The organism is Burkholderia sp. 22PA0106, assembly GCF_047497155.1.
Lineage (GTDB): Bacteria > Pseudomonadota > Gammaproteobacteria > Burkholderiales > Burkholderiaceae > Burkholderia.
This window is the reverse complement of sequence record NZ_CP163163.1, coordinates 29,497-47,947: the sequence shown is the minus strand read 5'-3', so window position 1 is coordinate 47,947 and position 18,451 is coordinate 29,497. Positions and strand designations below refer to the sequence as shown.

18 protein-coding genes and 1 tRNA gene are annotated in these 18,451 nt (G+C 66.0%); 11 read left to right on the top strand and 8 right to left on the bottom strand.

Going from position 1 to position 18,451, the window contains the following annotated elements:
• The first annotated feature begins 56 nt into the window (after positions 1-56).
• A complete protein-coding gene (locus tag AB4850_RS15145) occupies positions 57-644 on the top strand; it encodes a CNP1-like family protein (protein ID WP_414443853.1) in 588 nt (195 codons plus the stop codon).
• A 101-nt stretch (positions 645-745) separates the two neighbouring features.
• On the opposite strand, the gene proB is transcribed toward AB4850_RS15145, so the two are convergent.
• The 4 genes from proB to rplU form a co-directional block, all read right to left on the bottom strand.
• Positions 746-1,864: a glutamate 5-kinase gene (gene proB, locus AB4850_RS15140; RefSeq protein WP_414443852.1), complete on the bottom strand. Its 1,119-nt coding sequence runs from the start codon at positions 1,862-1,864 to the stop codon at positions 746-748.
• A 98-nt stretch (positions 1,865-1,962) separates the two neighbouring features.
• On the bottom strand, positions 1,963-3,087 hold the full coding sequence (gene cgtA, locus AB4850_RS15135; protein ID WP_414443851.1) for an Obg family GTPase CgtA: 1,125 nt from the start codon (positions 3,085-3,087) through the stop codon (positions 1,963-1,965).
• Positions 3,088-3,262: 175 nt separating this feature from the next.
• Entirely contained in the window at positions 3,263-3,526 is a 264-nt protein-coding gene (gene rpmA / locus AB4850_RS15130; protein WP_278651142.1) for a 50S ribosomal protein L27, read from the bottom strand.
• A gap of 24 nt (positions 3,527-3,550) precedes the next feature.
• On the bottom strand, positions 3,551-3,862 hold the full coding sequence (gene rplU / locus AB4850_RS15125) for a 50S ribosomal protein L21 (protein WP_091010980.1): 312 nt from the start codon (positions 3,860-3,862) through the stop codon (positions 3,551-3,553).
• Between the two features lie 336 nt (positions 3,863-4,198).
• On the opposite strand from rplU, the gene AB4850_RS15120 reads away from it, so the two are divergent.
• From AB4850_RS15120 to AB4850_RS15080, 9 genes are all read left to right on the top strand, one after another.
• A complete protein-coding gene (locus AB4850_RS15120) occupies positions 4,199-5,191 on the top strand; it encodes a polyprenyl synthetase family protein (protein WP_414443850.1) in 993 nt (330 codons plus the stop codon).
• Positions 5,192-5,221: 30 nt separating this feature from the next.
• Positions 5,222-5,298, top strand: a tRNA-Pro gene (locus tag AB4850_RS15115).
• Positions 5,299-5,461: 163 nt separating this feature from the next.
• Positions 5,462-6,757, top strand: coding sequence for an HlyC/CorC family transporter (locus tag AB4850_RS15110; RefSeq protein WP_414443849.1), 1,296 nt, complete (start codon positions 5,462-5,464; stop codon positions 6,755-6,757).
• A 133-nt stretch (positions 6,758-6,890) separates the two neighbouring features.
• Positions 6,891-8,117 (top strand): GspE/PulE family protein, encoded by a 1,227-nt coding sequence (locus tag AB4850_RS15105; protein WP_414443848.1) that lies wholly within the window; start codon positions 6,891-6,893, stop codon positions 8,115-8,117.
• Complete coding sequence (locus AB4850_RS15100) at positions 8,114-9,325, top strand: type II secretion system F family protein (RefSeq protein WP_414443847.1); 1,212 nt, start codon at positions 8,114-8,116, stop codon at positions 9,323-9,325. The genes AB4850_RS15105 and AB4850_RS15100 overlap by 4 nt, the downstream gene beginning before the upstream one ends.
• Before the next feature lie 39 nt (positions 9,326-9,364).
• Complete coding sequence (locus AB4850_RS15095) at positions 9,365-10,255, top strand: prepilin peptidase (protein WP_414443846.1); 891 nt, start codon at positions 9,365-9,367, stop codon at positions 10,253-10,255.
• Positions 10,256-10,259: 4 nt separating this feature from the next.
• Positions 10,260-10,868, top strand: coding sequence for a dephospho-CoA kinase (gene coaE / locus AB4850_RS15090; RefSeq protein ID WP_414443845.1), 609 nt, complete (start codon positions 10,260-10,262; stop codon positions 10,866-10,868).
• A 134-nt stretch (positions 10,869-11,002) separates the two neighbouring features.
• The gene (zapD, locus tag AB4850_RS15085; RefSeq protein WP_414443844.1) at positions 11,003-11,758 is read left to right on the top strand and encodes a cell division protein ZapD; all 756 of its coding nucleotides are present in this window, start codon (positions 11,003-11,005) and stop codon (positions 11,756-11,758) included.
• Positions 11,759-11,762: 4 nt separating this feature from the next.
• Complete coding sequence (locus tag AB4850_RS15080) at positions 11,763-11,960, top strand: DNA gyrase inhibitor YacG (RefSeq protein WP_414443843.1); 198 nt, start codon at positions 11,763-11,765, stop codon at positions 11,958-11,960.
• A gap of 4 nt (positions 11,961-11,964) precedes the next feature.
• Here AB4850_RS15080 and AB4850_RS15075 read toward each other — a convergent pair whose 3' ends face one another.
• The 4 genes from AB4850_RS15075 to secA form a co-directional block, all read right to left on the bottom strand.
• Positions 11,965-12,399, bottom strand: coding sequence for an NUDIX domain-containing protein (locus AB4850_RS15075; RefSeq protein ID WP_414443842.1), 435 nt, complete (start codon positions 12,397-12,399; stop codon positions 11,965-11,967).
• Complete coding sequence (locus AB4850_RS15070) at positions 12,396-13,265, bottom strand: ATP-binding protein (RefSeq protein WP_414443841.1); 870 nt, start codon at positions 13,263-13,265, stop codon at positions 12,396-12,398. Before AB4850_RS15070 ends, AB4850_RS15075 begins: the two co-directional genes overlap by 4 nt.
• Positions 13,266-13,337: 72 nt before the next feature.
• A complete protein-coding gene (argJ, locus tag AB4850_RS15065) occupies positions 13,338-14,579 on the bottom strand; it encodes a bifunctional glutamate N-acetyltransferase/amino-acid acetyltransferase ArgJ (protein WP_414443840.1) in 1,242 nt (413 codons plus the stop codon).
• A gap of 170 nt (positions 14,580-14,749) precedes the next feature.
• On the bottom strand, positions 14,750-17,554 hold the full coding sequence (secA, locus tag AB4850_RS15060; protein ID WP_414443839.1) for a preprotein translocase subunit SecA: 2,805 nt from the start codon (positions 17,552-17,554) through the stop codon (positions 14,750-14,752).
• A gap of 376 nt (positions 17,555-17,930) precedes the next feature.
• On the opposite strand from secA, the gene AB4850_RS15055 reads away from it, so the two are divergent.
• Positions 17,931-18,410 (top strand): DciA family protein, encoded by a 480-nt coding sequence (locus AB4850_RS15055; protein ID WP_414443838.1) that lies wholly within the window; start codon positions 17,931-17,933, stop codon positions 18,408-18,410.
• The last annotated feature ends 41 nt before the right edge of the window (positions 18,411-18,451 follow it).

The following is an 18,451-nucleotide window of genomic DNA, read 5'->3' as shown; positions in this document are numbered from 1 at the left end:
TGAAGCATGTCCGGGCGCGGCAGCGGTTGCCGCGCCCTTTTTTCGAGGTGTGCAATTTGAAATCGTTCGCTCTTGCCGCAGCATCGTTGGCTGCGGTCGCCGTGCTGGCCGGCTGCGCTCACTCCAAAACGCAAAGTCAGCCGTCCGACCAGGACGGCAAGGACAGCAAGGACAACAGCACGTTCGTCTATCTGCTCGACCGTCATCCGACCTGGCAGGAAAACAAGGTCGACACGCTCCCGCCGTTGCCACAAGCCTCGAACCTGATCCCGTTCGAAGTCTCGCAGAACACGCCGCTGCAGTTTTCCGTCGACGACAAGTCGCTGGCTGTCGGCACCGACGGCATCGTTCGTTACACGTCGGTCATTACCAGCCCGGCCGGCGCGCGCAACGTGACCTACGAAGCGATCCGCTGCGACACCTATGAATGGCGCCAGTACGCGGCGTTGAACGCCGACCACGACGGCTGGGACCGCACCGTCGAAACCGACTGGACGCGCATCGAGAATGGCAACCTGAACGCCTATCGCGCCGCGCTCTACCAGGACTACTTCTGCTCGAACAAGATGCCGGCCGCCACCACCAAGGCGATCATCGAGAACCTGCGCGCGCACCGCACGATCCTGAGTCAACAGATTCGCTGAACGGCCGCGGTCGCCGCAACGCGTTTCGTTACCAGGAAGTCAAAAAAACAAGCCCGCATCAGCGGGCTTTGTTTTTTACGGCGTTGGCAGCCCGACGTGCGTCAGATCAGCACGAGGTTGTCGCGATGAATCAGCTCGGGCTCGAGCATGTAGCCGAGCACGGTTTCGATCTCGCTGCTCGGCTTGCGCTGAATCAGCTTGGTTTCAGCGCTGCTGTAATTGGTCAGCCCGCGCGCGATCTCGCGGCCTGCGTCGTTGACGCAGGCGATCACCTCGCCGCGCGCGAACACGCCCTGCACATTGACGATACCGATCGGCAGCAGGCTCTTGCCACCGCTGGTCAGCTTCTCGACCGCCCCCGCATCGATGACGACGTGGCCACGCACCTGCAGGTGATCGGCCATCCACTGCTTGCGCGCCGCCATGCGCGCCGTGCGCGCGATCAACTGGGTGCCGATCGCTTCACCCGCCGCGAGCCGCACAAGCACGTCGGCCTCGCGGCCGCTCGCGATCACGGTGTTTGCGCCGCTATGCGCCGCGCGCTTCGCCGCGAGGATCTTGGTCAGCATGCCGCCACGGCCGAGGCTCGACCCCGCGCCGCCGGCCATCGACTCGAGATCGGACGCGCCGGCATCGGCCTCCTGCACCAGCGTGGCTTTCGGATCCTTGCGCGGATCGGCCGTAAACAGCCCCGGCTGATCGGTCAGGATCACGAGCGCATCGCCTTCGATCAGGTTCGCGACGAGTGCACCCAGCGTATCGTTATCGCCGAATTTGATTTCGTCGGTAACGACCGTGTCGTTCTCGTTGATGATCGGGACCACGCCCAGACGCAGCAGCGTGAGCAGCGTCGAGCGCGCATTCAGATAACGCTCGCGGTCCGCCAAGTCGGCGTGGGTCAGCAGGATCTGGGCGGTGCGGATACCGTGTTCGCCGAAACGGCTTTCGTAGACTTGCGCCAGCCCCATCTGACCGACCGCGGCGGCGGCCTGCAACTCGTCGATTTCACGCGGACGCTTGCTCCAGCCGAGCCGCTGCATGCCCTCGGCGATCGCGCCCGAGCTGACCAGCACGACCTCCTTGCCGGCCTCGCGCAGTGCGGCGATCTGGGCGGCCCAGCGGCCGATCGCGGCATGATCGAGCCCGCGCCCGTCGTTGGTGACGAGGCTGGAACCTACCTTCACAACCAATCGCTTCGAATCGGCGATGATCGAACGCATCGTGCGCTGCTCCTGTAGTGAAGCGCAATTCAATCGGAGCGCGGCGGCCGGAGCAGCCTGCCGCGCATCGGTCAGCGGCCTGAGCCGCCCGGGTACGATTACTCGCCTGCCGGCTCGGCACCCGGCTCCGGCGACGCAGGATGGACGCCCGGCGCTTCGCGGAACCGCACGTCGGCGGCGAGATCCTCGGCTTCGGCCGCACGATGCGCATCCGAGTGCGCCGACACGTAGTCGTACACCGCATAGATCAAGCTTTCGCAGCCCTGCCCCGTCAGCGCGGAGATCTCGAACACCGGGCCTTCCCAGCCGAAACGGCTGATGAAATCGGCAACGCGTTCGGCGCGCTCGTCTTCCGGCACCATGTCGAGCTTGTTCAGCACGAGCCAGCGCTGCTTTTCGTAGAGCGATTCGTCGTACTTGCGCAGTTCGCCGACGATCGCCTTCGCCTCGGCCACCGGGTCGACGTTCTCGTCGAACGGCGCGAGATCGACCAGGTGCAGCAGCACGCCGGTGCGCTGCAGGTGGCGCAGGAACTGGTGGCCAAGGCCCGCGCCTTCGGCCGCGCCTTCGATCAGCCCCGGAATATCGGCGATCACGAAGCTCTTGCTCGGGCCGACGCGCACCACGCCGAGATTCGGCGCGAGCGTCGTGAACGGGTAGTCGGCAATCTTCGGCCTGGCGTTCGACACCGACGAAATGAAGGTGGACTTGCCCGCATTCGGCATGCCGAGCAGGCCGACGTCGGCCAGCACCTTCAGTTCGAGCTTCACCATGCGTCGCTCGCCGGGCTTGCCGTCGGTCTTCTGACGCGGCGCACGGTTCGTGCTCGACTTGAAGTGCAGGTTACCGAGGCCGCCCGCGCCGCCTTCCGCGACCTGCACCTTCTGCTCGTGCTCGGTCAAGTCGGCGATCAGCTCGCCGGTATCCATGTCGGTAATGATGGTGCCCACCGGCATGCGCAGCGTGATGTCGTCGCCGCCCTTGCCATAGCAATCCGAGCCACGGCCGGTTTCGCCGTTGCGCGCCAGGTGCTTTTTCGAGAACCGATAGTCGATCAGCGTATTGATGTTGCGGTCAGCCACCGCATACACGCTGCCGCCTCGGCCGCCGTCGCCGCCGTCCGGCCCGCCGAACGGAACGAACTTCTCGCGGCGCATCGACGCGCTGCCATCACCTCCGTCCCCGGCGATGACTTCGATTCGCGCTTCGTCAATGAACTTCATCCGTTGCTCCGCCCAGAATGTGAACCAATATTGTGCCGCGAGCCGCCGCGCTTGACCATTCGGCCATTCGGCCAGGTCGGGCCGACCCGGCCAGACGCGCGGCGTCGCGCAAATGAAAAAGGCCCCGCGTTTTCAGCGGGGCCTTTGTGGCTATGAAGCCCGAACCGGCGAAAACTTACGCAGCAGCCGGGACGACGATAACCAGGTGCTTCTTGTCCGCGCCCTTGGTCGCGAACTTGACGTGGCCGTCAACCAGTGCGAACAGCGTGTGGTCCTTGCCGATACCGACGTTATCGCCCGGGTGCATGCGCGTGCCGCGCTGACGAACGATGATGCCGCCGGCATTGATGGCCTGACCGCCGTAAACCTTCACGCCGAGGCGCTTCGATTCGGAGTCGCGGCCGTTACGGGAGGAACCCCCTGCCTTTTTGTGTGCCATTTGATAGCTCCTTTACCGTAGCGCTTACGCGGTGATCGCGTCGATGCGCAGTTCGGTGTAGTTCTGGCGGTGGCCGCCGTGCTTTTGGTAGTGCTTCCGGCGACGCATCTTGAAGATGGTGACCTTGGCATGACGACCGTGCGACACAACGGTAGCCTTGACGGAAGCCCCACTGACCAGCGGCGTACCGAACTGAATCGATTCGCCTTCGCCCACTGCGAGAACCTGGTCGAGCGTGATTTCTGCGTCAATGTCTGCCGGTATCTGTTCTACTTTCAATTTTTCGCCGACAGCAACCTTATACTGCTTGCCACCGGTTTTTATGACCGCGTACATTGCAAACCTCACTCTAGATCTGTTTTTCCATGCACCGTGCGTGGAAAACGCGTGATTATACAGAGAGTTAGGAGATAGGTCAAAGCCAATCGCGATCGCCCGCGCAAGCGCCTCCGCCGCGCGCCGCGCCGGTCGATACGACCCTCGGAAAGCCCTTGCCCCGCCTGGCGTCGGGTGCCGGCCGTGTGAAACGGGGCGTGAAACACGCGTCGGATCCGGCCGCCGCCGCGTGCTCCGGTGCGACACGTGCGAAGCAAACCTGGCCGTCCGGCAGGCTACGGCCCGGCGATCTCCCGAATCGCCTTATAATCCGGCGCACTACCCCATTCCATGATCATGTCGTCCACTGCCTCCCCTTCCCCGAGCGCCGCCCAACTGCTGGCCCCGATCACCGACGATATGGAGCAGGTCAACCGCGTCATTCGGCAGAGCCTGTCGTCCGATGTGCTGCTGATCAACCAGATCGCCGAATACATCATCGGCGCGGGCGGCAAGCGGCTGCGCCCGGCACTGCTGCTGCTCGTCGCGGGCGCGCTGGGCGACAGCTCCAGCCACCGCCACACGCTGGCCGCGGTCGTCGAGTTCATCCACACGGCCACGCTGCTGCACGATGATGTCGTCGACGAATCGGAACTGCGTCGCGGCCGCAAGACGGCCAACGCGCTGTTCGGCAATGCCGCGAGCGTGCTGGTCGGCGATTACCTCTATTCCCGTTCGTTCGAGATGATGGTCGGCGTCGGCAAGATGCGCGTGATGGAAATCCTCTCGGAAGCCACCACGATCATCTCCGAAGGCGAAGTGCTGCAGTTGCTCAACATGCATGACGCCGATGTGGACGAATCGCGCTACATGCAGGTGATCCGCTACAAGACAGCGAAGCTGTTCGAGGCGTCCGCGCGCCTGGGCGCCGTGCTGGCCGGCGCCGACGCAACGGTCGAAGCGGCCGCCGCCGAGTACGGCCGCCGTATCGGCACCGCGTTCCAGATCATGGACGACTGGCTCGACTACGCCGGCACCGCCGAATCGATGGGCAAGAACGCCGGTGACGACCTGCGCGAGGGCAAGCCGACGCTGCCGCTGATCCATCTGCTCGAGCACGGCACGCCCGAACAGCAGACGCTCGCGCGCGACGCGATCGAACAAGGCGGCACCGATCGATTCGACACGATCTTCGACGCGATCACGCGTTCGGGCGCCCTCGATCACACGCTCGAATGCGCGCGGCAGGAAGCGCAGGCCGCCGCCGACGCAATTTTTTCATTCCCCTCTTCCATTTTCAAAAACTCGCTGCTAGAATTATGTTCTTACTCGACGACACGGAAGTCTTGAACGAGACTGAAGTAGCAGAAGAGTCCAATTCGGGGTGTAGCTTAGCCTGGTAGAGCGCTACGTTCGGGACGTAGAGGCCGGAGGTTCGAATCCTCTCACCCCGACCAGAATTTTGAAAAAACCGCATATTCGTATGCGGTTTTTTTTTGCCTGATTTCATCGCCCTGCCCCGGCAAGCGCCTCCACGAGCCGTACTGCGGCCCGTCACGATCGCCGGGCGGCCCTCTGCTATAGTCACCCCATCCCTGAACCTCACCGTTCCCGATCCGCGTGGACCACATTCCCTTATGGGCGCAAATCTGCGCCGTCTTTGTCCTGCTTCTCTGCTCCAGCTTCTTCTCGATTTCTGAAACGGCCATGATGGCGCTCAACCGCCATCGGTTGAAGCTCCTCGCCAATCAGAACGCACTTGGCGCGAAAACCACGCAACGGTTGCTGACGCGTACCGATCAACTGTTGAGCGTGATCCTGATCGGCAACAACCTGTTCAACACGATCATCCCGGTCCTGACCACCTCGATCGCGCTGCGCACGTTCGGTCACGACAACCTGGTGCTGTCGATCGCGACCGGCATCGTGGCGTTCCTGATCATCGTGTTCGCCGAAATCACGCCGAAGATCGTCGGCGCAACCTACCCCGAGCGCATCGCCCTGCCGGCCAGCCTGCTGATCGCGCCGCTGATGCGCGTGATGAAGCCGGTGATCTGGTTCGTCAATCAGCTCGCGAACGGCACGCTCGGCCTCTTGCGCATCAACACCAAGGGGGGCCGCGACCAGCGCTTCTCGATCGAGGAACTGCGCTCGATCGTGCTCGAATCGGGCAGCTTCATGCCGACCAAGCACCGCAGCATCCTGCTGAACCTGTTCGACCTGGAGAACATCACCGTCGACGACGTGATGATCCCTCGCCGCCAGATCGAATCGCTGAACTTCGACGCGCCGCTCGACGACATCCTCCATCAGATCGAAACCTGCTACCACAACCGCCTGATCGTGTATCAAGGCGATATCGACCAGGTGCTCGGCGTGCTGCACGTGCGCAAGACGCTAGCTGCGCTGCGCAATCAGGAACTCGACCGCGACACGCTGCGCCGGCTGCTGGCCGAGCCGTATTACGTGCCGTCGGGCACCCCCGTGTTCCAGCAACTGCAATATTTCCAGGAGAGCCGCCAGCGCACCGCGCTGGTGGTCAACGAATACGGCGAGCTCGAAGGCCTCATGACACCCGAGGACATCATCGAGGAGCTGATCGGCGAATTCACCTCGTCGACGCCGAACGGCAGCGGCTCGCGCGGCGGCTGGAACGCCAGCGGCGAGTGCATCGTGTCGGGCGGCATCCCGCTGCGCGAACTGAACCGCTGGCTGCATCTGAGCCTGCCGACCAGGGGGCCGAAGACGCTCAACGGGCTGATCCTCGAAACCCTTGAAGAAATTCCCGAGGGCGACGTATGCATGAAGATCGGCGACGTGATGCTCGAGGTCATGCGCAGCGACGACCAGGCGGTGCGCACCGTCAAGCTGTTCAAGCCGCGCACCACGCGTGCGGCTCGCGGGCTGCTGCGCTGATTCCTGTCATATTCGAATCCTGACGGAGCCGCCGCTCCCGCACCATTGGCCGTTCGGCCGACTACCGGCCCGCCACCGCCCGCGCGATGATCGTCTCGTCGCAATCCCGAGGCGGCCGCGAGGCCGGTTTCCGATGTCCACGCCCCATTCCTCCGACGCCGCGCGGCTCACGCCGCCGGTGTCAGCCGGTGACGCGCCCGTCGTCGCCCTCGTCAACGAAATCCTGCAAGCGGCGGCCGCGCGTGACGCGTCCGATATCCATATCGAGCCGGCCGAACGCGGCTGGCGCGTGCGGCTGCGGATCGACGGCGCACTGCATGCGTTCGCCGCGCCGCCTGCGCATCTGCGCGACGGTGTCGTCACACGCCTGAAGGTGCTCGCGCGGATGGACATCGCGGAGCGCCGCGTGCCGCAGGACGGTCGCCTGCGCCTGACGCTCGCGCCGGGCCAGACGGGCGACTATCGCGTCAATTCGCTGCCGACGCTGCATGGCGAAAAACTCGTGCTGCGCCGGCTCGACACGCTGCCGGCCGACCTGTCGCTGCCGGCGCTCGGCTTCGATCCGCAGCAAGCTGCCGAACTCGATGCGGCGATCGCCGCACCACATGGCCTCGCGCTGGTTACGGGGCCGACCGGCAGCGGCAAAACGGTCACGCTCTATTGCTGCCTGCAACGGCTCAACCTCGCCTCGCGCAATCTCTGCACCATCGAAGATCCGGCGGAACTGCAGCTCGACGGCCTCAATCAGGTCAACGTACGCGACAAGGCCGGGCTGAATTTCGCCGTCGCGCTGCGCGCGTTCCTGCGGCAGGACCCGGACGTCATCATGGTTGGCGAAATCCGCGACACGGAAACCGCCGATGTCGCACTGAAGGCCGCTCAGACCGGCCACCTCGTGCTGTCGACGCTGCACACCAACGACGCGCCGGGCGCGATTGCCCGCCTGCTAGATATCGGCGTCGCGCCGTATCACATCGCGGCGGCGCTGCGCGTGGTCACGGCCCAGCGGCTCGTGCGGCGGCTCTGCGGCACCTGCCGCCAGCCCTCGCGCACGACCCGCACCGCGCTCGCAGCCGCCGGCCTCGATCCGGCGCAGCTCGACGATGGCTGGCAGCCCTTCGAGGCCACCGGCTGCGAGGCCTGCCACGGCATCGGTTATCGAGGCCGGATCGGTATACATCAGGTGATGCGCGTCTCGGATGCATTGCGCGAAGCCATCGTCGCGCGCAACGGCATCGGCGCGCTCGTCCGGCAAGCACGGGCCGACGGCATGCGGACCTTGCGCGAAGCCGCGCTGGCACGCGTGTACGACGGCACCACCAGCCTCGACGAGGCATTGGCCGCCACGGACGCCGGATGAGCGCGCCGCTGATGGACGAACGGCGGTTCCGCTGGGCCGGGGTGGCGCGAGATGGTGCACGCCGCCAAGGCACCCTGATCGCCATCGACGGCGCTGCGGCACGCCGGCAACTGCATCGCGGCGGCGTCACCGTGCTTGATCTCGCCGATCGCGGCCCGGCCCGCCTACCGGCTGCGCGGGCGCGCGACGTCACGCGTCTAACGCGCCAGCTCGGCGGCTTGCTGCGCGCGGGCTTGCCGCTCGCGCCCGCGCTAGACCTGCTCGCCGAGCCGGGCGGCCGGCACGACATCGCACGCATCGCGGCAGGGCTGTCCCGCGCGATCGTCGCGGGCAGCCAGTTGTCGGAGGCCATGTGCCGCTATCCGCGCCAGTTCGATCCGATGTTTCGGCAATTGATCGCGGTCGGCGAGGCCTCGGGCCAACTCGCCGCCTTGCTTGCGCGCCTGGCCGACGATCGCGAACACGCCGCCGCCCTGCGCGCGCGAGTGCGTTCGGCGCTGACCTATCCGGCTGCCGTGCTGGCCTTCGCACTGGCGATCACGGCGGCGCTGCTGGTGTGGGTCGTACCGACCTTCGCGCAAGTTTTCGAGGGCTTCGGCGCGGCACTGCCCGCGCCCACTCGCTTCGTGCTGGCGCTGTCCGATGGCGTCGCCCGTTACGGGCCGCCGGCCTTGCTTGCCGGTGCGGTGGCCGTCATCGCCGGCACCACGCTGCTGCGCCGTTCACCCGATGCGCAAATCGTCATCAGCCGCGCAACCTTGCGCCTGCCGTTGCTCGGCCCGTTGTTGCGCACGCTCGCGGCCGCGCGCTGGAGCCGCACGCTCGGCACGCTGCTGCGTGCGGGCACGCCGCTGGCCGACGCGTTCGATTCGCTCGCGCACGCCACCGGCAACCCCGTATTCGACCGGGCCACGCCCGACATCGCGGCGCGGCTGCTGCGCGGCGAGCGGCTCGCGGCGGCCATGCGCGCGGCCGGCTGCTTCCCGGCCGAGGTGGTGCAGCCGATCGCCGTGGCCGAGGAATCGGGCACGCTCGACGCCATGCTGGCGGATATCGCCGTGCTCTGCGAGCGGCAGGTCGACGAACGAATCGGCACGCTGACCAGCCTCTGCGAGCCGCTCGTCGTGATCGTGCTCGGCGGGCTGGTCGGCGCACTCGTGATCGCCATGTACCTGCCGATCATCCAGCTCGGCAACGTGGTGGTGTAGCATCGCTCCCGGTTCCTGCTCTGAATTTCCCCGGCTTCGATGAATTCGCTCTCCGCCCTGTCCGATTCCTGGCTCGCGTTCGCCGCGTTGCCGGCCGCCGTTCGCTACGCGTTCGCGGTCGTGATCGGCCTCGTGGTCGGCAGCTTCCTGAACGTCGTCGCGCATCGGCTGCCGGTCATGATGGAGCGCGCCTGGAAGGCGGAGCTCGCGGAGGCAACGGGCAACGATCCGGCGCACGACGACGGGCTGCCGCCGCGCTACGACCTCTGGGCGCCGCGCAGCGCCTGCCCGCATTGCGGCCATGTCCTGCGCGCCTGGGAGAACGTGCCGGTATTCAGCTACCTCGCGCTGCGCGGGCGCTGTGCCCGATGTCGCACGCCAATCAGCCTGCGCTATCCGCTCGTCGAGCTAGGCTCCGGCTTGCTCGCGGCCGCCTCGCTCTACGCGTTCGGCCCCGCACCGGCCGCGCTGGCCGCGTTCGGCTTGTGCGCGACGCTGCTGGCGATGAGCCTGATCGACACGAAAACCGGTTATCTGCCCGATTCGATGACGCTGCCGCTGCTGTGGGCCGGCCTGATCGTCAACCTGTCAGGCAACTTCGTCGAACTGCGCGAGGCGGTGATCGGCGCGATTGCCGGTTATCTGTTCCTCTGGTGCGTGTTCTGGCTGTTCAAGCTGCTGCGCGGCATCGAGGGCATCGGCTATGGCGACCTGAAGCTGCTGGCCGCGCTCGGCGCGTGGCTCGGCTGGGTTGCGCTGCCGCAGGTGCTGCTGATCGCGGCGTTGAGCGGCGCAGCGGTCGGGCTGGTGGCAATGTGGCGCGGCCGCATGCGGTATGAAGAACCGCTGCCGTTCGGCCCGTTCCTCGCGCTCGGCGGCATCGTCACGCTGCTGCATGGCACGCCGTTCTACCTGGCCCTCGGAGGCTGACCCCATGTTCTCGGTTGGATTGACGGGCGGAATCGGCAGCGGCAAGACCACGGTGGCGAACCGCTTCGGCGAGCGCGGCGCCACGCTGGTCGACACCGATGCCATTGCTCATCGCGTCACGGCGCCGGGCGGCAGTGCCATGGCGCCGATCGCGGCAGCCTTCGGCGACGAATTCGTCGCGGCCGACGGCGCACTCGACCGCGCCCGCATGCGCGCGCTGGTGTTCGGTGACGACGCCGCGCGCAAGCGGCTCGAAGCGATCACGCATCCGCTGATCCGCGCCGAAACCGAACGCGAGGCCACGCTGGCAACCGGCGCCTACGTGATCTTCGTGGTGCCGCTGCTGGTCGAATCGGGAAGCTGGCGCAGCCGCGTCGATCGCGTACTCGTGATCGATTGCGAAGTGGAAACACAGATCACGCGCGTCATGCAGCGCAATGGTTTCGCGCGCGAGCAGGTCGAGGCGATCGTCGCCCGCCAGGCCACGCGCGAGGCACGCCTGGCGGCAGCCGACGACGTGATCGTCAACGAACATGCGCCCGATGCCGTGCTCGACGCCCGCATCGATGCGCTGCACACCCGCTATCTCGCGCTCGCCGCATCGAAGTCCTGAGCATTCGTGCGCGGCGCGCACCGTGCAGGAGCACGCGCCAAGCAAGGTCAAAATGGCGCGATTGCGACACCAGACAGTGGGCATTAGAATGGGCGGCAATTCCGGTCCATTTGTCCCAACCTAGGCGAGCGCGCTTGATTCTTTACGAGTATCCGTTCAACGAACGCATCCGCACGTTGCTGCGCCTCGAAGATTTGTTCGAGCGCCTGACGTTCTTCCTCGCGCAGGAAGACCCGAGGGAGCATCACGTTGCGCTCACGACGCTGTTCGAAATCGCGGAAGTCGCGGGCCGGGCGGACCTCAAATCGGACCTGATGAAGGAACTGGAGCGCCAGCGGCAAACGCTCGCGCCGTTTCGCGGCAATCCCGGCATCGAGCAGAACGCGCTCGAATCCGTGCTCGGCGAAATCGAGCAGACGCTCGCGAACCTGAGCCAGATGCAGGGCAAGACCGGCCAGCATCTGCTCGACAACGAATGGCTCAGCAGTATTCGCAGCCGCGCCGTCATTCCGGGCGGTACCTGCAAATTCGATCTGCCGTCCTACTATGCGTGGCAGCAATGGCCCGCCGAGCAGCGGCGCCAGGACATCGCGAAGTGGGCGATGCCGATGCTGCCGTTGCGCGACGCGGCGACCATCGTGCTGCGTCTGGCGCGCGAATCGGGCCAGGCGTCGAAAGTGATGGCGATGCAGGGCAGTTACCAGCAAATGCTGTCGGGACGCAGCTACCAGCTCATGCAGGTGCGCGTGCCGCCCGAACTCCATGTGATCCCCGAAGCCAGCGCCAACAAGTACATGCTGTGGGTGCGCTTCACCGTCCAGGATGGCGACGTCCGGCCGCGCGCGGTCGATATCGACGTACCGTTCCAGTTGACGCTCTGCAATCTCTGAAATCGTGACTACTGTCGTCAAATGCCCGGCCTGCGGCAAGCCTGTCCGCTGGGTTCCGGAAAGCAGCTTCCGCCCGTTCTGCTCGGCCCGTTGCAAGCAGATGGATCTCGGCGCCTGGGCCGCCGAACGTTACCGGATCGGCAGCACCGACGAACCGTCGTCGGAAGACGAGCCGGACGACCGCAACGGCCGTCACGACTGATCGTTCAACGCGCGCAGGCTTCCTTGGTCAGCAGGTCGAGCACCGGCAGTGCAGCCGGCAGCAGCGGCGCGACCTCCACCGGCAAATGCTGCCAGACGAACGCCTGCCCTTCCCGGCTGTGCGGCTCGCCATCCCAGCCCGTCACCTTGCAGAAGAACAAGCGCACGTAGGCGTGCGGGTAATCGTGCTCGAGCGTGTGCCAGCGATGGCAGGCCGTCACATGGATGCCCAGCTCCTCGTGCAGCTCGCGCGCGAGCGCGGCCTCGACGCTTTCGCCCGCCTCCAGCTTGCCGCCCGGAAACTCCCAATACCCTTCGTAGGGCTTGCCGGCCGGACGCTGCGCGAGCAGATAGCGGCCGTCGGGCTGCACCAGCACGCCGACGGCAACCTCCGTGACCTTGCGCGGCGCCGCGCCGCCGGTTTCGGTTGCCGTGCTCATGCCGTCTCCTGACGGCCCGAGCGATCGCGCGCGAATTGCCATGCGACCCGGCCCGAGCGCGAACCGCGTTCAAGCGCCCACACCAGCGCATCGCCGCGCGCCGCCTCGACATCGGCGTCGTTGCAGCCGAAATGGCGCAGCCAGTGGCCGACGATCGCCAGATAGTCGTCCTGCTTGAACGGATAGAAGCTGACCCACAAACCGAAACGCTCGGACAGCGAGATCTTCTCCTCGACCACCTCGCCCGGATGGATTTCACCGTCCGGCAGGTGCTTGTACGACTCGTTGTCGCTCATGTACTCGGGCAGCAGGTGCCGGCGATTCGACGTGGCGTAGATCAACACGTTGTCGGATTGCGCCGAGATCGAGCCGTCGAGCGCGACCTTGAGCGCCTTGTAGCCCGATTCGCCATCTTCGAACGAGAGATCGTCGCAGAACACGATGAAGCGCTCGGGCCGCGCCGAGATCAGGTCGACGATGTCGCCGAGATCGTGCAGATCGTCCTTGTCGACTTCGATCAGACGCAGGCCGTCGGCCGCGAATTCGTTGAGGCAGGCCTTGATCAGCGACGATTTGCCGGTGCCGCGCGCGCCCGTCAGCAGCACGTTGTTGGCCGGGCGGCTCTGTACGAACTGGCGCGTGTTCTGCTCGATCAGCCCTTTCTGGCGATCGATGTTGTGCAGATCGCCGAGCGAGATCTGCGAAATGGCGGGCACCGCCTGTAGGTAGCCACGGCCCTGGCGCTTGCGCCAGCGGAACGCGTTCGCGGCGCTCCAGTCGATGTCGGCGGGGGCCGGCGGCAGCAGCGCTTCAAAGCGGCCGATCAGCGCTTCGGCGCGATCGAGAAACTGTTCGAGCTTGTCCATCTGTCTGGGAATCCGGAAATTCAGGGGCACGGCGCGCCGGTCGGACGCGCCGCAAGGCCAGTCGGGAACCGATCAGGAGCGATAGTCGGCGTTGATGCTGACGTAGTCGTGCGAGAGGTCGCAGGTCCAGATGGTCGCTGCCGCGTCGCCGCGGCCGAGCAGCACGCGGATCGTGATCTCGCTCTGCTTCATGACGCGCTGGCCGTCCGCTTCCTGGTACTCGGGGTTGCGGCCGCCGGCCTTGGCGACCAGCACATCGTCGAGGTACAGGTCGATCTTGCCGACATCCAGATCGGCCACGCCCGCGTAGCCGATCGCCGCGAGAATCCGGCCCAGGTTCGGGTCCGAGGCGAAGAACGCCGTCTTGACGAGCGGCGAATGGCCGATCGCGTAGGCGATCTGACGGCATTCGGCCACGTTCCTGCCGCCTTCGACCTGCACCGTCATGAACTTGGTCGCGCCTTCGCCGTCGCGCACGATCAGTTGCGAGAGCGTTTGCGCCACGTCGGTCACGGCTTCGCGCAGCGCCGCGTAGGCCGGCGAATCGGTCGACGTGATGGCCGGCTGGCTCGATTTGCCCGATGCGATCAGGATGAAGGAATCGTTGGTCGAGGTATCGCCGTCGATCGTGATGCAGTTGAACGAGCGGTTCGCCACGTCCTTCACGAGCTGGTCGAGCACCGGCTGGGCAACCGCAGCGTCGAACGCGAGGAAGCCGAGCATGGTGGCCATGTTCGGCTTGATCATGCCGGCGCCCTTGCTGATGCCGGTCAGCGTGACGGTATGGCCGTCGATCGCGACCTGGCGCGAGGCGGCCTTCGGCAGCGTGTCGGTGGTCATGATCGCCTGCGCGGCGTCGAACCAGTTCGCGGCCGCGCGATTGGCCAGCGCGGCGGGCAGGCCGGCCTTCAGGCGATCGACCGGCAGCGGTTCGAGAATCACGCCGGTCGAAAACGGCAGCACCTGCGACGGCTGCAAGCCAGCCAGGCGGGCCAGTTCGTCACATGTTGCGCGGGTGGCGGCAAGGCCCGGCTCGCCGGTGCCGGCGTTGGCATTGCCGGTATTGACGACCAGCGCGCGAATCGCCGGCGCGCCGGCGCTCACGCCTGCCAGATGCTCACGGCAGACGATCACGGGCGCGGCACAGAAACGGTTCTCGGTGAACACGCCCGCCACCGTCGCGCCTTCTTCGACGGAAATGACGAGCACGTCCTTGCGGTTCGGCTTGCGGATATTCGCTTCCGCCCAGCCGAGCGTGACGCCGGCCACGGGATGCAGTTGCGCGGGATCGATCGAAGGGAAGTTGACAGCCATGGATTCACCTGCCGAAAGGACAATGCCGGCTCCTGCCGGCATTGTTGGATTGGGACGAAGCGGCGGCGCGCATGACTGCGGGCCGCCGCGGATTCATCTTGCAAACTCTGTGTGACGAACCGGCGACTGCCGGCGGCATGGATCGCACGCCGCCGCATTCACCGCAGGCATCAGCTCAGTTTGCCGTGGCACTGCTTGTACTTCTTGCCGCTGCCGCACGGGCAGGGGTCGTTGCGACCCACGCGTGGCACGTCGCCGGCCGGCGCCGCACCAGCCATCGCGTCGTCGACGAGGCCCGCGGTGGCATCGACGGCCACGGCCGTCGCAACGGCCGCGCCCGCCGTGACCCCGGCGGTATCGGAGAAATCGGCATGACGGAATTCGACGTGGTCGAGATTGCCGCCCGCTTCCTCGATCTGCTCGGCCGCTTCTTCCAGTTGCTCGGGCGACTGGATCTGCACGTTCATGACGATGCGCGTGACTTCCTGCTTGGTGGCGTCGAGCATCGCGGCGAACAGTTCGAACGCTTCGCGCTTGTATTCCTGCTTCGGGTTCTTCTGCGCATAGCCGCGCAGATGGATGCCCTGGCGCAGGTGATCGAGCGCGGCGAGATGCTCGCGCCAGAGGCGGTCGAGCGTCTGCAGCATGATCGAGCGCTCGAACGAGTTGAATGCCTCGCGGCCGACCATCGCGACCTTCGCCTCGTAATGCTCGTCGGCCGCCGTGACGACCGCCTCGAGAATTTCATCGACGCTGATCGACTGCGATTCGTTGACCATCTCCTGGATCGCCAGATCGAGGCCCCAGTCGTTGCGCAGCGCTTCCTCGAGCTCGGGCAGATCCCATTGCTCTTCGATGCTGCCGGCCGGCACGTGCTGGTGCGTGATCTCGGCCACCACGCCATGACGCATCGCGCCGATCGTCTCGGCGATGTCGTTCGCCTCGAGCAGCTCGTTGCGCTGCTGGTAGATCACCTTGCGCTGGTCGTTCGACACGTCGTCGTATTCGAGCAACTGCTTGCGGATATCGAAGTTGCGGGCTTCGACCTTGCGCTGCGCCGATTCGATCGAACGCGTGACGATGCCCGCCTCGATCGCCTCGCCCTCCGGCATCTTCAGGCGATCCATGATCGCGCGCACGCGATCGCCGGCGAAGATGCGCAGCAGCGGATCGTCGAGCGACAGGAAGAAGCGCGAGGAACCCGGATCGCCCTGGCGGCCGGCACGGCCACGCAACTGGTTGTCGATCCGGCGCGATTCGTGGCGCTCGGTGCCGATGATGTGCAGGCCGCCTGCCGCCTTGACCTGCTCGTGCAGCGATTCCCACTCGTCATGCAGCTTCTGGATGCGCGCGGCCTTTTCTTCGGCCGGGATCGATTCGTCGGCTTCGATGAACGAGGCCTGCTTCTCGACGTTGCCGCCGAGCACGATGTCGGTACCGCGACCGGCCATGTTGGTGGCGATCGTGATGCGCTTCGGACGGCCCGCTTCGGCCACGATCGCCGCTTCGCGCGCGTGCTGCTTCGCGTTCAGCACTTCGTGCGGCAGCCCGGCCTGCTTGAGCAGGTGCGAGAGCAGCTCCGAGTTCTCGATCGAGGTGGTGCCCACCAGCACCGGCTGGCCGCGCTCGTAGCAATCGCGAATGTCGCGCGTGACGGCGTCGTAGCGCTCCTTCGCGCTCTTGTAGATCTGATCCTGCTTGTCGATCCGCTTCGGCGGCCGGTTGGTCGGGATCACGACCGTTTCGAGACCGTAAATCTCGTTGAATTCGTACGCTTCCGTATCGGCCGTGCCGGTCATGCCCGACAGCTTGGCGTACATCCGGAAGTAGTTCTGGAACGTGATCGACGCGAGCGTCTGGTTCTCGCTCTGGATCTTGGCGTGTTCCTTGGCCTCGACCGCCTGGTGCAGACCATCCGACCAGCGGCGGCCGGCCATCAGGCGGCCCGTGAATTCGTCGACGATCACGACTTCGCCGTTCTGCACGACGTAGTGCTGATCGAGATGGAACAGCGTATGGGCGCGCAGCGCGGCATACACGTGGTGCATCAGCGTGATGTTCTGCGGCGCGTAGAGGCTTTCGCCCTCGCCGATCAGGTGCCACTCGGCGAGCAGGCGCTCGGCCTTCTCGTGGCCCGATTCCGTCAGGAACACCTGGCGCGCCTTTTCGTCGAGCGTGTAGTCACCCGGCTTTTCGACGCCCGTGCCGTCGGCCTTCTCTTCGCCGATCTGGCGTTCGAGCAGCGGCGGCAGCGCGTTCATGCGCACGTAGAGTTCGGTGTGATCCTCGGCCTGGCCCGAGATGATCAGCGGAGTACGCGCCTCGTCGATCAGGATCGAGTCCACCTCGTCGACCACCGCGAAGTTCAGCACCCGCTGCACGCGCCCGTCGGTCTCGTAGACCATGTTGTCGCGCAGGTAGTCGAAGCCGAATTCGTTGTTGGTGCCGTAGGTGATGTCGGCGGCGTAGGCCTCGTGCTTCTGCTCGTGCTCCATGCCGGACAGGTTGATGCCGACCGACAGACCGAGGAAGTTGTAGAGGCGCGCCATCCATTCGGCATCGCGCTGGGCGAGGTAGTCGTTGACCGTGACGACGTGCACGCCGCGGCCCGACAGCGCATTCAGGTAGACCGGCAACGTGGCGACGAGCGTCTTGCCTTCGCCGGTGCGCATTTCGGCGATCTTGCCGTAGTGCAGCACCATCCCGCCGATCAGCTGCGTATCGAAGTGCCGCATCTTCAGCACCCGACGGCTGGCCTCGCGGCACACCGCGAAGGCTTCGGGAAGCACCTTGTCGAGCGATTCGCCGCCCGCGACGCGCTGGCGGAATTCGTCCGTCTTGCCGCGCAACTGGTCGTCCGTCAGCTTCTCGACTTGCGCTTCGAGCGCATTGATCGCCGCGACGGTCTTTTGGTATTGCTTGACGAGCCGCTGATTGCGGCTGCCAAAAATCTTCTGGAGAAAACCGGTTGTCATCGGATCGGATCTGCGTCGCAGCAACGGCCCCGGAGCAGAAATGGCGCCAGCCCCGGCGCGCCGAGCCTTGGCGGCTTAGCGTATGAGTGAATGCAAACGGGGAATTTTAGCACGCGCATTTGGGCAAGCCGGTGTCGCTCCGGTATGGACTTTGCACGGGCAATCCGCCGGCCGGACCGCGAACGGCCCGTGTCGGCTCAGGTTCCGATATGCGGCCGGATCGGGGCTGCGTCAAGAGGCGGGGCGAAACGGCCCGAACAGCCCGTCCGGCGCGGCGATCGAGCCCTTTCCCGCGGCATGGCGGCGCGGCCGTTCGGCAGAGGGTGTGCGCGGTACAATCCGGCCATCGACCGTCATCACGCCGCTCCACGCCTTCATGAATCGCCCCCCGAGGTACCTCCGTTCATCCGGCTTCGCACGCGCGCAGGTGGCCGCCGACGTGCTCAAGCGCACCGACGCGTTCGCCGCGCTGCGGGCCGGCGTCGAGCAGGTGGCCTCGTTGCAGCGCGACCTGCGCGCATTGCTGCCCGACTATCTGGCCAATCACGTCGATCCGGGATCGATCAAGGACGGCACGCTGACGCTGTTCGCGGCCCATAACGCCCTGGCCGCGCGGCTGCGGCAGGTCGCGCCGCGCCTGGTGGCGGACTTGCAGGCCCGCGGCTGGAACGTGGCGGCGCTGAAGGTGCGCGTGCGGCCCCAGGATGCACCGGAGCCGGTGCGCGTCAAACAGGCGCGCATGACGCCGGTCGGCGCCGACGCGCTGCGCGATCTGGCCGACACGCTGCCGCCCTCGCCGCTGCAGGATGCGCTCGCGAAAATGGCCGCGCGCCATGTAAAGAAGCCGGTGCGCTGAACGCCCCGGCCCCCGGCAGGAAAAGAAAAAGGCAGCCCGCG

Coding starts and splice junctions, on each gene's coding strand:
- proB (WP_414443852.1), bottom strand. CDS start 1,864: ATGCGTTCGATCATCGCCGATTCGAAGCGATTGGTTGTGAAGGTAGGT.
- cgtA (WP_414443851.1), bottom strand. CDS start 3,087: ATGAAGTTCATTGACGAAGCGCGAATCGAAGTCATCGCCGGGGACGGA.
- rpmA (WP_278651142.1), bottom strand. CDS start 3,526: ATGGCACACAAAAAGGCAGGGGGTTCCTCCCGTAACGGCCGCGACTCC.
- rplU (WP_091010980.1), bottom strand. CDS start 3,862: ATGTACGCGGTCATAAAAACCGGTGGCAAGCAGTATAAGGTTGCTGTC.
- AB4850_RS15120 (WP_414443850.1), top strand. CDS start 4,199: ATGTCGTCCACTGCCTCCCCTTCCCCGAGCGCCGCCCAACTGCTGGCC.
- AB4850_RS15105 (WP_414443848.1), top strand. CDS start 6,891: ATGTCCACGCCCCATTCCTCCGACGCCGCGCGGCTCACGCCGCCGGTG.
- AB4850_RS15100 (WP_414443847.1), top strand. CDS start 8,114: ATGAGCGCGCCGCTGATGGACGAACGGCGGTTCCGCTGGGCCGGGGTG.
- AB4850_RS15095 (WP_414443846.1), top strand. CDS start 9,365: ATGAATTCGCTCTCCGCCCTGTCCGATTCCTGGCTCGCGTTCGCCGCG.
- coaE (WP_414443845.1), top strand. CDS start 10,260: ATGTTCTCGGTTGGATTGACGGGCGGAATCGGCAGCGGCAAGACCACG.
- AB4850_RS15075 (WP_414443842.1), bottom strand. CDS start 12,399: ATGAGCACGGCAACCGAAACCGGCGGCGCGGCGCCGCGCAAGGTCACG.
- AB4850_RS15070 (WP_414443841.1), bottom strand. CDS start 13,265: ATGGACAAGCTCGAACAGTTTCTCGATCGCGCCGAAGCGCTGATCGGC.
- argJ (WP_414443840.1), bottom strand. CDS start 14,579: ATGGCTGTCAACTTCCCTTCGATCGATCCCGCGCAACTGCATCCCGTG.
- secA (WP_414443839.1), bottom strand. CDS start 17,554: ATGACAACCGGTTTTCTCCAGAAGATTTTTGGCAGCCGCAATCAGCGG.
- AB4850_RS15055 (WP_414443838.1), top strand. CDS start 17,931: ATGAATCGCCCCCCGAGGTACCTCCGTTCATCCGGCTTCGCACGCGCG.